This is a genomic window from Planctomicrobium limosum, from assembly GCF_051465645.1.
GTDB lineage: Bacteria > Planctomycetota > Planctomycetia > Planctomycetales > Planctomycetaceae > Planctomicrobium.
In genome coordinates this window covers 1,994,886-2,007,759 of the sequence record NZ_CP195790.1, presented here as the reverse complement: position 1 = coordinate 2,007,759, position 12,874 = coordinate 1,994,886, and the positions used below count along the sequence as shown (strand labels likewise).

The 12,874-nt window shown below is 52.2% G+C and carries 9 protein-coding genes; 5 read left to right on the top strand and 4 right to left on the bottom strand.

The annotated features are described in order from the left end of the window. Positions 1-185: 185 nt before the first annotated feature. On the bottom strand, positions 186-1,682 hold the full coding sequence (gene glpK, locus SH527x_RS07545; protein ID WP_437194043.1) for a glycerol kinase GlpK: 1,497 nt from the start codon (positions 1,680-1,682) through the stop codon (positions 186-188). A gap of 170 nt (positions 1,683-1,852) precedes the next feature. On the opposite strand from glpK, the gene SH527x_RS07540 reads away from it, so the two are divergent. Beyond that, entirely contained in the window at positions 1,853-2,848 is a 996-nt protein-coding gene (locus tag SH527x_RS07540) for an aldo/keto reductase (protein WP_437194042.1), read from the top strand. Between the two features lie 113 nt (positions 2,849-2,961). Here SH527x_RS07540 and SH527x_RS07535 read toward each other — a convergent pair whose 3' ends face one another. From SH527x_RS07535 to SH527x_RS07525, 3 genes are all read right to left on the bottom strand, one after another. Next, positions 2,962-4,590: a DUF6798 domain-containing protein gene (locus SH527x_RS07535; protein WP_437194041.1), complete on the bottom strand. Its 1,629-nt coding sequence runs from the start codon at positions 4,588-4,590 to the stop codon at positions 2,962-2,964. 172 nt (positions 4,591-4,762) lie between these two features. Further along, the gene (locus SH527x_RS07530) at positions 4,763-5,038 is read right to left on the bottom strand and encodes an RNA polymerase subunit sigma (RefSeq protein ID WP_437194040.1); all 276 of its coding nucleotides are present in this window, start codon (positions 5,036-5,038) and stop codon (positions 4,763-4,765) included. Positions 5,039-5,440: 402 nt separating this feature from the next. Then, on the bottom strand, positions 5,441-6,958 hold the full coding sequence (locus tag SH527x_RS07525) for an AAA family ATPase (protein ID WP_437194039.1): 1,518 nt from the start codon (positions 6,956-6,958) through the stop codon (positions 5,441-5,443). A gap of 987 nt (positions 6,959-7,945) precedes the next feature. Here SH527x_RS07525 and SH527x_RS07520 point away from each other — a divergent pair. From SH527x_RS07520 to SH527x_RS07505, 4 genes are all read left to right on the top strand, one after another. Continuing rightward, the gene (locus SH527x_RS07520; RefSeq protein ID WP_437194038.1) at positions 7,946-8,119 is read left to right on the top strand and encodes a Flp family type IVb pilin; all 174 of its coding nucleotides are present in this window, start codon (positions 7,946-7,948) and stop codon (positions 8,117-8,119) included. A gap of 377 nt (positions 8,120-8,496) precedes the next feature. Further along, a complete protein-coding gene (locus SH527x_RS07515; RefSeq protein WP_437194037.1) occupies positions 8,497-9,075 on the top strand; it encodes an A24 family peptidase in 579 nt (192 codons plus the stop codon). A 327-nt stretch (positions 9,076-9,402) separates the two neighbouring features. Then, positions 9,403-10,347 carry a Flp pilus assembly protein CpaB gene (cpaB, locus tag SH527x_RS07510; protein ID WP_437194036.1) on the top strand — a complete coding sequence of 315 codons (945 nt, stop codon included), beginning with the start codon at positions 9,403-9,405 and terminating at the stop codon, positions 10,345-10,347. Between the two features lie 314 nt (positions 10,348-10,661). Continuing rightward, positions 10,662-12,713 carry a pilus assembly protein N-terminal domain-containing protein gene (locus tag SH527x_RS07505; RefSeq protein ID WP_437194035.1) on the top strand — a complete coding sequence of 684 codons (2,052 nt, stop codon included), beginning with the start codon at positions 10,662-10,664 and terminating at the stop codon, positions 12,711-12,713. The last annotated feature ends 161 nt before the right edge of the window (positions 12,714-12,874 follow it).

Sequence of the window (12,874 nt, the reverse complement as noted above, 5' to 3'; positions counted from 1 at the left end):
TGAACGCAGTCCAGAGTGATTAGCGATTGTGGCCTGATGACCACTATCAGGATCAATACGGCACTCCGGATTTCAGAGTGCCTTGTTATCTGATCGAAACTGTTGAGTGTGCAGTTGAACTTGAAACGAAGCCAGAGACCAATCAAAGCTGACGTGATCTCTGACTGATGTTCATACCAACGGTGTTACTCAATCCAGCCGCGGGACCGTTCGATGGCTTTGCTCCAGTTTCGGGCAAGAGCTGTTCTCTGGTCTTCGGACATCGCAGGAGTGAACTCGCGATCTAATGCCCAATACGCAGCGACATCGTCGAGAGACTTCCACACGCCAATGGCCAGACCAGCAAGATACGCTGCTCCCAAGGCTGTCGTTTCCTGAATCTTTGGACGCTGCACAGGCACGTTCAACAGATCCGCCTGGAATTGCAGAAGTGAATTGTTCGCTGTTGCTCCGCCATCGACTTTGAGTTCTTTCAAGTCGACTCCTGAGTCCTTCTGCATCGTTCCCAGCACATCCATTGTCTGGTACGCCATGGATTCGATTGCAGCCCGGGCGATGTGTCCCTGAGTCGTGCCTCGTGTGATACCGACAATGGTTCCTCGTGCGGATGAATCCCAGTAAGGTGTCCCCAGTCCGACGAACGCCGGGACGAAATAGACGCCTGCTGTGTCTTCAACTGACTTGGCAAGTTCTTCCACATCGCTCGACTTCTGAATGATCTTCAGACCGTCGCGCAACCATTGAATCACGGCACCGGCGATGAAAATCGACCCTTCGAAGCAATAGGTCACTTCGTCGCCCAGTTTCCAACCGACCGTTGTGAGCAAGCCGTTCTCTGAAAATCGAGGTTGATTCCCGATGTTCATCAGCATGAAGCAGCCAGTGCCATAGGTGTTCTTGGCCGCCCCGACATTAAAGCAGGCTTGTCCAAATGTTGCTGCCTGTTGATCGCCGATGGCACTTCCGATCGGGATGCTCTTTCCGAACAGTCCCGGATCGGTTTCTCCGAGGATCTCGCAGTTTGAGCGAACTTCCGGGAGCATGACTCGCGGGACTCGAAACAGCTTCAGGAGTTCTTCGTCCCATTCAAGAGTTCGAATATTCAGAAGCTGAGTACGGCTGGCATTACTGGCGTCAGTGACGTGACTACGGCCGCCTGTTAAGCGATAGATCAGAAATGTTTCGATGGTCCCGCACAGAATCTCTCCACGTTCGGCCCGATCTCGCAAGCCAGGGATCGTGTCGAGCAGGTATTCGATCTTTGACGCCGAGAAATAGGCGTCGATGACAAGACCTGTCTTCTGACGGATGAAGTCCGAGTAGCCATCGGCTCGCAGTTTGTCACAGCGTGGAGCAGTGATCCGGCTTTGCCAGACAATGGCATTCGCGACTGGTGCGCCGGTGGATTTCTCCCACAGAACAACGGTTTCCCGCTGATTGGTGATTCCAATCGCGGCAATGCTTCGCCCTTGCTGATCTGCCCGGGAGACGACCTGTTGGGCCGTTTCCAACTGAGTCTTCCAGATGTCTTCCGGATTGTGCTCGACATGCCCCGGTACCGGAAAAATTTGCGGAAATTCCTGCTGGGCAACATCAACAGGTTCACCATGAGGAGAGTACAGAATTGCTCTGCTGGACGTGGTGCCTTGATCGAGCGCAAGAATGTGCGACATGGTGTTCATTCCGAAGGTGTCATCTGGAATTGCTCAACTGCCGGACAGTGTAGCACGCACTTCTCAAATCGTCTTCATTCCTTTACCTTCATTGATCAGATGGTGTCCTGTCGTTCATGGTCGGGCTTGAATCGCCATCATTTTCCGATTTGCTTCACATTGAACCCAAAGGATCGAGAGTGTCGCAGCAAAATCTGACGCAAGATCTGACATTGAACAGCGGTCGCCGCTTCCCTTCCATTGGGTTTGGATTGTGGAAGGTTGAAAGAAATGTTGCGGCGGATCTGGTCGTTGCCGCCGCAAAAGCAGGGTTTCGACACTTCGACTCTGCGAGTGATTACGGCAATGAAGTCGAGTCCGGTGCTGGGTTGCAGCGGGTGTTGCAGCAGGGAATCTGCACTCGCGAACAACTGTGGGTCACTTCCAAGCTGTGGAATACTTACCACCGCGCGAAGCATGTTCGTTCTGCGTTAACCAGAACGCTGCATGATCTCCAGTTGGATTATCTGGACCTGTATCTCATTCACTTTCCAGTCACTTTGGAATTCGTTCCGTTCGAAACACGATACCCTGCCGGGTGGTTCCATGATCCTGATGCGGAGCACCCTGTCATGAAGCCGGATCGTGTCCCGGTCAGCGAGACCTGGGGGGCGATGGAAGATCTTGTGAAGGAAGGCTTGGTCAAAGATATTGGTGTTTCGAACTTCGGGGTCTCGTTGTTACGTGACCTGATCTCGTATGCCAGCATTACGCCGTCCGTATTGCAGGTCGAGTTGCACCCTTATCTGGCGCAGCCCAAACTTCTCCGATTCTGTTCAGAGTCCGGGATTGCTGTGACAGGGTTTTCTCCACTCGGAGCCCAGTCATACTTCTCTCTTGGCATGGCATCACAATCGGAATCCGTCTTGGCAGATCCGGTCGTTCTGAAGATCGCCCAAAGATGTCAGCGTACACCGGCTCAGACTGTCATGCGTTGGGCGTTGCAGCGAGGAACAGCGATTGTTCCCAAAACGAGCCGACCGGATCGACTGCAAGAGAACCTGTCACTGTTTGATTTTGAACTGACCGAGCAAGAAATGCAGGCAATCACCGCATTGGATCGCAATCGCCGATTCAACGACCCGGGTGATTTCTGCGAAAAGGCCTTCAATACGTTCTATCCAATTTACGAGTAGCTGATCTTCTGACCGCGAGCAGTTCTGGAATTACAGAAAAAAGCAGGGAGTGGCGAATGCGAGCCGCTCCCTGCTTTTTCTATTGCCGTTATTTCAGATGAACCATGACCAGCTTATGGAAGTCTGTAGACTCGGTAGATTCCTTGTTGGAAGACCGGATCCAATTCTATTGGTCCAAATTCACCTGCAATCAGATAGTCGATCCCTGTCGATTTCCGGAGTTCTTCAAGTTCGGACGGCGTCACTTTGCCGTCTGCCATTGCGGCTCCACGCCAGTTTGAAATTGTCCAAAGCCGGTTATTCCACTCCACGATGGATTTCGCGTCCTGGGGCATGTCTTTGTAATTCACATACTCTGGTCGTTTGGCATACCACTTGATTGCCCAACCGCTGTCCAATGAATACAGCGTGCTCGAAGGATCTGTGTTCTGCTCAATCCATTTGCAGGTTGAGATCCAATCGTCTTTGCCTTGTTTCGAAAGGCGACTCGGATTTGTGGCAGGAATTGGATGGAGAAGTGCGATGAGAAGACTGCCAACAAAGATTGAATAGACTGTCACTCGAATTGCTGGAATCGTTGGATTGGATCTCAGCCAGACCAAACCAGCTTGAGTCACGGCAATGCTGACCGCGATCGGGACGAAGAGATCTGCGAGGCGGAATGGATAGAATTTCAGCAACGCGCAACGCCAGTCAACACCGGGCATGAGTGCAATCGGGCGCGGTCCGGTCCCTAAGATGACACCAACTCCTGCGATGATGATCGCCGAGAAAATGAATCCCCGCCACCACCAGAGTCTCCATCGAGACGGTTGATGGGAATTCGGGACATCCCGAGAGAGAAGGACCCAAATGATCGTCAAGAAGATGTAGACGGTTTTGGGGAATTTCGTCGGGTCGAGGTGGTGCGCGAGCCGGTAACCCACCTGAAGTCGGTTTGCGATCCGAGATGCTTCAGGATTGTCGGAGGTTAACGCCAGTAAAGCTGGAATCAACCCGGGAAGAGCGCAGATCAACCCGACTGTGATGGACAGAACCAGAGTTCGCTTACTGATCGCCGCCAGAGGAAACGGTGCGTCTTTCGTTCCAAAGAAGTCAGTGCGAGTGAGAATGTATGAGGAAACACACGCCATTATGGACGCGATGATTCCCCAGATTCCCACGATGGGATGGAAGCTGACCGCGAATCCAAAAAACATACTCGAGCGGACAAATCTATTAGAGACGAACTCGCCAATCGCCCAGAAGAGAAAGCCGTATGCCGGTACTTTCGATTCAGTTCCGTCAAACAACCATTCGCCTGACAGATTTGCCATGCATTGAAGTGCCATGAAGACGGGGAGGGCGAGGATGCCTGACCAGTAATTGCCCGTCAGGGCGGTGCACATCCGTTGCCATCCGACTGCGACGATCAGCATTCCGATGATGCGGCAAAGGATCGCTGTCAGTTCAAAACTGAAAAATTGGGTGAGAGCACCAAATGTCGCATAGTACACAAGGTGAGGATTGGACGACTCTAAAAAGAAGTCCCCTGCGCACCATTGCGGGTTCCACCAGTGAGCGGCCTTGCTCAGGTAGTGCGGCTCATTGACTGCAGGAATAGCAACGCGGCACAGTAGCCAGCCTGAGAGGAAAATCCAGATGAGCACCGTCGGTAGCCACGACATCTTCGCGGTAAAGAACGCCTGATTGGCAGAGGGCGTTGACGCCTCGGTTGGACCGTCCTTGTCAATATCCTGCATGATTGCTGCCATTTTTTCGAGAGGATGCCTGCGTTTCGTAACGGAAAGAGCGCCCTTGAACGTCGCTCAAACAGGAAAACTGCCGAATTCCATGAATAGAACCCGGCAGTTTCTATCTGCAATGTTACGACCCTGCTGTTAACCCATCATCGTGGAAAGCAGGATTGCAGTGTTATTTCTTCTTTGATGTTTTCTTTGCAGCCGGTTTCGCTGCTGCTGCTTTGGTTGCTTTTGCGGCAGGTACTTTTGCAGCGGTTGGCTTCGCTGCAGCCGGCTTCACTGCGGTTGCGGCTGGTTTCTTTTCAGCTGCTTTTTTCTTGGTTGCTGGCGCGGTGGCGGTAGCAGTTGGAGCAGCAGCTGGCTTTGCCTTGGACTTCTTGCCGAACACCTGCTCCCAGTTGTTCCAGAATTTCGGGGTGGCTCCTGTTCGGATGATAGGACCGCTCATTGAGAATCTTTCCTTGAAGGTTTCCCGGGGGGGAAGTTGGACCGGTGACTGTTCTTTGACGAGTAGTTCGTCGTTTCTTGCGTGTCAGGTCACCGGTCGCTGACGCGTGACCATGTCGTTTACATGGTGTTAATCGTGTCAGCAGTCATGTGAATTACATGCGTTTCTGTTGCATGTTTTCCATAGACTTTCAAAGCTTGTCAAGAAACATTCACAACTGAGAGCAATTACGAGCGTGCTGGAGGCGGAACTTCTCAAGTTTCCGACGTCTTGAATTGCCACTGTTTCAGCAATGTTTCTCTGATTCGTGATGCCGCCAGAAGTCCATAGAAGCAGACTGTCGGCAAACATTCTGGAGCATCACGGTCAGTGATTCGTCACGTTTCTCCACGATTCCAGTCTTTAAGCCGGCGTCTCGCACATGATCGAAAAGTAGATGGAGACAGCTTCGTCGAGCGCTTCCCGAGTCACGCTGAAATCCATTTCGTGGAGAGAACACCTGTTTTCAATCTGTCGCAGCAAATCACGGGGATGGCAGTTCCGGAACGATCTATTGTTCTGCCGGTAGTGGGTGTCGACGAGATAGTCGATCATCTCTTCCGGGCAACTGACCTGACGTTGGGCGGCTTCTGATTTGAAAAGACGTCGAAACGTGGCTTCGGACGGATTCTTGACCTCGATCTTGTACGGAATGCGCCTCAGGAACGCCTCATCAACCAGATCTCGTGGCTGAAGGTTGGTCGAGAAGACAAGAAGTTCTTCAAATGGAACCTGAATACTTCGCCCGCTTTCCAGGTGCAGGTAGTCGTAGCGGTGTTCCAGCGGAACAATCCAGCGATTCAGCAATTCATCGATTCTCATTCGCTGACGGCCAAAGTCGTCAATCAGCAGTGTGCCGCAGTTGGCCTTCATCTGTAAGGGAGCTTCGCCGACGCCTGTTGTTCGAATGTAGTTGATTTCCAGATTTTCCATTCGCAGCTCACCCCCGGCGACGATTGTGGGGCGCTCAATCTGAATCCAGCGGCCGTCCATCAACTCGTGATCGGCTCCGTTTGTCGGAACCGGCTTGTGACGGTTTGGATCGAACAGTCGAATAATTTCCCCATGTGACGAAATTGATCGGGGAATCCAGATGGTGTCGCCAAAAGATTTTGTGACTCGTTCCGCGATGCTGGTTTTTCCATTTCCGGCAGGCCCGTAGAGAAACATTCCTCGTCCGGAATGGATTGCCTGTCCTAGACCTGAGATCAGGTCCTCCTCCATCAGCAGATCTCTGAAGGCTTCCCGAATCGCAGCCAGAGTCGGTTTTTGTCTTCCCGGTGCCTGAGCCTGAACGCTGGCGATGTAATGTGACAGAGAGACCGGGGCAGTGCCGAGGTATGCACAGATCTGAGAGAGTGACACGGCTCTTTCTCGCCCGTGTTCCGTCAACTCATACAGATAGTCTCCGCCAGCTGCAGAATTTCTGTACGAAACCAGTCTGTCAATTTTTAACTGTCGCAGGACTCGTTCGACGAGTGGAAATCTCAGCCCGATTGCCTTTGAGATGTTGTAACCAGACTCAATTCCTCGAACGGCCAATGTCTTCAGCAGGAGGTCGCTGACTTCTCGTGGATGCAGCCCCGCTTGCGGCAGTGTTTCTGGAGCGGTCGGCATGAATCGCGAGTGCGGCGATGATTTTTCCACAGAAGTCGGGCGATGAGGGGAGACTGGCACGTCCTCATCCGCAGAAGGTTGCAGCAATGTCATCGCCGAAGAAACATATTGTTGACCTGCATCAACTCCATTGAATGTGGAGCTGCTCTGCAACGGATCAGTGTAATCCTGCTTCAGGTCGTAATGAGGCAGATTCGCGGAGTCTGAGCCTGGCGTTCTGGAATTGAATCCCAGACTGCGAAGTACGGCGTCGATTTCGGACATTGGCCCTCCAGACATAACGTCGATGAGGAATTTTGTGTGATCCGCACGTCCTGTTGTGACTCGGCGTACTGGATTCTGCTTCTGACTTTTGGAAACACTCTCTGAAGCACTGTGAAACGAGGAGTGTCTTGGCCGGCAGCTCTCGGTCGTCGTGCTCAAGTCCCGTCGCGATTTCAGTCAGGCGAATCCACTTTTCTTCTGGCCCAATTTCTATGGACCGTTTTGGTGGAGCATTGCCTGAGGTTGTGACAGCAATTGAAGTGGGGACCGAAACTTTGGATGTCTTCAGAGTTTTGTCGTTCGCTGAAATGTGTGTCAGCTTTTCATCTCGATTGTCGCCAACCTTGGCAACTCGCACCGATCAGGCCCAACTTCCTGCCGGGGTTCGTCATAACCGTTAGTCCTGCCCCTAGAGAGATTGGGCGGCGACTCAATATTCCGTGCGGCTGGAGTTCACTTCCCATCAGTGAGGCGTGTTGCGTCTAGCAACTTCAGTTGACCTTCCGAAAGGTGCATTTGGAATGCTCACAGAAAAACAATCGCCGCCTCCTGCGATTCGCGCGAACTTAATGATTCTTCCGAGGATGCTGATCGTGGCGGATCTGCAGTCATGGTAACTGCCGCCGTTTAAATCGACTGGTCGATTATGGGTGCGTAATGATGCAATTTTGCATTGTTTTAGAATGAACAGCACTCAGAAAGAGACGTCGGTTGCGAAAGATAAACGCACGAAGGTAGGGCAATTACCTCAGTTCCACGTGCGGGGAACCACTTCATTCATAATTTTTTTGACAGCGATTTGCGTCTTCGCATTCTCGACATAGGTTTGTGAGTCGTTCGACCTGACTGATAAATCCGGTGCGACGACCGGGGAAAACTCCCCGCCTCACAATGGATGCCCTTTGCAGTTGATCAATGCTCGAGTGAACCGGGCAACTGCGGCTCGAACATGGTCGAGAAATCGACCCAAATTGAAGAGAATTCGAAATGAAGAACATCATCCCAAGCGTCAAGAAGTTTCTGAAATCTGAAGACGGCCCAACTGCTGTTGAATACGCAGTCATGCTTGCTCTGATTGTGATCGTCTGCTTGACAGCAGTCCGAGCTATCGGAACCAACGCAAACACCAAGTTCCAGCAGATCGCAGACAACCTCACATAATTTGAGTGCAGTTTGGTTTGACTGTAGAGGCATCAGGGTGGGCCATCATCGGTGTGAATCGGTGATTGCCCCCTTGCCTCTTCTGAGTCAACGATTCCTCTGGAGAGGAATCATCACCAAACAGCTGCGAACTCTCGATCGGTGCGGATCAACGCTTGATCACCATCGATCATGAATGAAGCCTTCTTCCCCCCCTCAGTTGAAATCACAGGTAGAGGACGAGTGCCATGTTGCCCTTTTGGCTTGATCTTGGAGCATTACCAGGGCTGCAACTGATCTATTTCATCGTTGCGGGCGCTGCAATGTTTCTCTTGCCTGCGATCGGGTTCGGCGGTCGTTCGTAACCTGATTCAATAACTCCCAAAAGGTCGGCAATCATGGATTGGCAAACAATTCTACTCGATAACTGGCACGTCAAATTCGTGTGCCTGATTCTGATCATCGCAGCGTATATCGATGGCAAGGAACTTCGCGTTCCAAACTGGATCACTTTCCCCATGGTCCTCTCAGGTCTGGTTTACAGCACCTGGGTCGGCGGATGGGAAGGCCTCGGAGCAGGGCTCCTGGGCATGGTGGTAGGTCTTCTGACCTTGCTGCCACTGTATGCCGTCGGAGGAATGGGTGCCGGCGACGTGAAATTGATGGCCGGAATCGGTGCGTGGCTCGGAGCGACTCATACATGGCACGCCTTCATTGCAACTGTCATCGTTGGTGCGATCATGGCTATCTGCATGGTGCTGTACCGCAAAGCCTGGGATAAGCACTACGGCAACTTCCTGATCATCTTCAACGAGATGCTCTCGATCAAAGATCCTCGCAAGCTCTCCGAAATCGCCGCTGAGCGGAAGCCACGTATGTTGTTGCTTCCATACGGCATCCCGATCTGCATCGGGTCAATTGGATACTTCGTCTTCTCTGGCATGATCAGTCCGATCAGCCCAATCAAGATGTTCTAAGGCCAGGACGGTCTGTTTTGAATCACTGACGCTCTTCAGTCCGATGGTCACCAGGGTTTGTGACTGACTGAAGACGGAGTCTGCAAATATTGCCGAAACGCAGCGCATCGGGGATGGGCTGCGTTTTGGCGATTGTTCGTAAGCGAAATTTGCGACTTCAGGAGGTTTGGGTAAGGCGATGGCCGGTTTTAGAAGAATCGGCAGCATCATTTTAACTGTTACAACCCTCATATATTGAAGCAGTCCGACAGATCGAGCCGATTCTGAAACAGAGTCGATTCGTCGCCGAACTGCTGAGTGTGCATCACAAAGGCAGATGGGGCGGAGATGAAACCGAAAACATTAGTCTTGCTCACTGTTGCAACCGGGTGCGGTCTGATTGCCATGTTTGGCGTTCAGCAGGTGCTGGTCGGCCAGCAGGTGCAAGAGACCGTTCCGATGGTCAAAGTGCTGGTTGCTCTGGAAGACATTGATTCCGGGGTGCGGATTACCGGCGACAACACAAAGTTTAAAGAGGTCCCGGCCACTCAGCTTCAGGCGGATTCGGTCAGGACGGAAGAACAATACAAAAATCGTGCGGCGAAGGTGCCAATCCTTGTCGGTGACGTCGTTCGAAAATCGAAGATGACCGAGCCAGGCGAGTACGGTAAATCGATCAATATTCCCGTTGGAATGCGGGTGATTTCGATTCCAGTGAACGACACGCATACGATCAGCGGGCTGCTGCAGCCTAAAGATCGCGTGGACGTGCTGGTGACATTTCAGGGACGTGCGGAACGAGGGGCGAAGATCTCGAAAACGAAGACATTGCTTGAGTACGTGGAAGTGTTCTCTTGCGATGACGTCACTGCAAATGGAAGCGGCGAAAAAGAGAAGTCAAACGGAACCAGAGCAAAGAATGTTGCCTTGCTTGTCACTCCAGAGCAGGCCAACTATGTGATTCTGGCAATGGATAAAGGGAGTTTGAGTTTGTCATGGCGTCGCCGTGGGGATGACTCAGTGGCGAATTCAAACACCATCGATGAAAAGTTGATGGAAGAACTTCAGGGAACAATTGGCGATCCAGGCGGCATTCTGGCAACCAATGAAACCCCGGTGGAATCTGATAATGAGGAGCCGACACCAGTCACAACAGTGTCTCAGTTCCTGAACGAGATCGCTGCCCCGACAATGGAAGTGGCGCCTGTCGTTGCAGAGAAACCGACCTGGAGTTTGACGATTTTCAATAAGAACCTTCCAGTGGTTCACAAAGTTGAAATCCCGGAAAACTGATTTTACAGAGTGTTGGGGGAGGCTGATCAAGAAGTGTTGTCGCGATTGATGAAGTGGTCTTGAAATCACCTGAATCATCGGGCAGCACGTCTCAGCCGGATTCGTGATCTGAACAAGGATGTCAGATTACCAGAGATTTTCGAAGTGGTTAAGTTGGACCTTTACTGCAGACAGTCAGTGAGTCGTTCAACCTCAAGCCGTTTCGAGGGCGGATTCGCCTGATTAGTAGTGTGCTTGATTTATTGCCGGACGGAATGGGGTCATCTCCTTCGTGGGATGACCCCATGAATTTGGCGCGGCACAAAGGTGCAAGGATGCGCAGCTTGAATCGTTATAGTTTATACCGAACATTCGGCGGCTTGATGCTGTCGGTTGCGTTCCCTTGGAATAGTCTGGTGGTTGCACAACCACCGTTGCCCCCTCCTGGTCTGTATGCCGATCCGATGCCGGATCAGCAGGTACAGTCTTCGAATCCGGGTGAGCCTGCTCCGACATTGGCACCGCGACCGCTCTCTTCTCCTGTTTCGCCACCGACGGGCTTATTTACTCCACCTGCTCCAGCGCCACAGGTTCCATCTTCGCTTGAGCCTGCTGCTCCTATGAGTTCGCGGGAAAATCGAACTGCCAGTCAACCGCCAATTCCGGTTCAGCCCGGCGAAAGCGTTCTGCAGATTTCGACACCTTCAAGCAAGTTGAAACTGCGAGCACTTGATACACGCGTCCTGGAGCTTTCAAATCGCATCAAAGTCGTTGATGGCTTCGATCCGGAATGCGTGGATATTCAGCCGTTGTCCCCCCATCGCGTCCGTTTGCAGGCGCTGAAAATTGGCGTGACGACTGTCAAACTCATCGATGAGTTCGACAACTTCCATCTTCTCGAAGTCTTTATTGAGCCGGATGTCCGGGAGCTCCAAGCGTATCTGCAACGACTCTTTCCCGGCTCCGCAATCGATGTGATCGGAGTTCGGGGTGGCGTGGTTTTGCGTGGCTGGGTGACAATGCCGTCTCAGCTTCCAGAAGTGGTTGCAGTTGCTGAGCAGTTCTATGAAGTTGTCCAACCGCAATTGACAGTCGCCGGCCCGAATCAGGTTCAGTTTGTCATTAAAGTGATCGAGGTCCAGCGAAGTAAGATTCGAGAACTGGGCTTCAACTTCCTGCTGTCCGGGAAGAACTATTATGTTCATAACGGTGTCGGAGGGATTTCTCCATTTGGAGGAGTCAACTCGACTGTCCTGCCGACCGCTTCCAGCTTAGGAAGTGCCGCAGCCAAAGCGATTGATGCCAGTGGCTCCACGATGCAGTTCGCAGTGACAGGGAACAACACGTTTTTTCAGGGGTTTCTCGAAGCACTCGTTACAGAAAACCTCGCGAAAGTGCTGGCAGAGCCCGTCGTCACGACCGTCAGTGGCCGGCCTGCGACCGTGCATTCCGGCGGACGCTTTCCTGTACCGTCAGCGGCAGGTTTAGGATCGACTCAGATTGACTGGGAAGACTTTGGGGTCAAACTGGAAGCATTGCCTATCATTCTGGGAGAAGGCCGTCTGCGACTGGATGTGTTCCCGGAAGTGAGTGAACGGGATTACACGAATTCCGTCGTTGCAAACGGACAGGTGATTCCGAGTGTGATGACCAGAAGTGTTAATACACAGGTTGAGATGCGATTTGGCGAAACGCTGATGATCGGCGGACTCATCTCGACTCGAACTGGAACTGTCGTTCAGAAGGTTCCGTTCCTTGGCGAGCTTCCATGGATCGGGATGGCCTTCAGCCGTAAGCGTCAGGAAGTCGGCGAAACAGAACTCGTGATCTTGCTGACTCCGCAGATGGTCGCCCCGATGGCTTCGCATCAGGTGCCGACTCGTTACCCAGGCTCGTCATCGTCGAACCCGAACGATCGCGAACTGTATATTGATGGGAATCTGGAAGTTCCAAACTTTGGCCCGGAGTGTCCTAACGGAGACTGTGGCCAAGAGTTCTACCAGAATGTTCCGATGGAAATCACTCCGATCAGTGCGGCACGCGGAGGAAACTCACGTTCCAGTCAGGTCGTTCAGGCGACGAAGCCTTCTGCCAAATCGTCCGGAAAGAGTGAGATTCAACAGGCGAGCAGTGAACAGCTTGCGAAGCCAATGCCACAGCAGGGGATTGTGAATCCATTTCAGGTCGAAGCAGCATCGGAATCTGAACGGCTCCGAAAGGAGGTGATGAAGACTCCGGTGTTCCCAGAGCCAAAGTTCACGCCGGTCGAATCGACTCCAGTCAAAAAGCCGAGTGATTCTCTGAAGAAATCATCAGATTCCAGTCCGCGAGGTTTGCCTGGGATGATTACTCCTACTTCTGGCAATCAGGTTTCGGCAAATCAATAAGCAGGTGATTCTGGGCAAGACCTCGATTTGTTCGGACTCGATTAGAAACAAGAATGTTTCGCCTGCGACGGTAATTTTGCATTACTATTGAGTATGGATGGTTTAGACCACCATCGAAGTTTTTGCACTTCCGGGAAGCAAACAGCGACTCGGAAGTTGCT

Bases quoted from the DNA above. Each gene is read 5' to 3' on its own strand.
- glpK (WP_437194043.1), bottom strand. From the start codon at position 1,682: ATGAACACCATGTCGCACATTCTTGCGCTCGATCAAGGCACCACGTCC.
- SH527x_RS07535 (WP_437194041.1), bottom strand. From the start codon at position 4,590: ATGCAGGATATTGACAAGGACGGTCCAACCGAGGCGTCAACGCCCTCT.
- SH527x_RS07530 (WP_437194040.1), bottom strand. From the start codon at position 5,038: ATGAGCGGTCCTATCATCCGAACAGGAGCCACCCCGAAATTCTGGAAC.
- SH527x_RS07525 (WP_437194039.1), bottom strand. From the start codon at position 6,958: ATGTCCGAAATCGACGCCGTACTTCGCAGTCTGGGATTCAATTCCAGA.
- SH527x_RS07520 (WP_437194038.1), top strand. From the start codon at position 7,946: ATGAAGAACATCATCCCAAGCGTCAAGAAGTTTCTGAAATCTGAAGAC.
- SH527x_RS07515 (WP_437194037.1), top strand. From the start codon at position 8,497: ATGGATTGGCAAACAATTCTACTCGATAACTGGCACGTCAAATTCGTG.
- cpaB (WP_437194036.1), top strand. From the start codon at position 9,403: ATGAAACCGAAAACATTAGTCTTGCTCACTGTTGCAACCGGGTGCGGT.
- SH527x_RS07505 (WP_437194035.1), top strand. From the start codon at position 10,662: ATGCGCAGCTTGAATCGTTATAGTTTATACCGAACATTCGGCGGCTTG.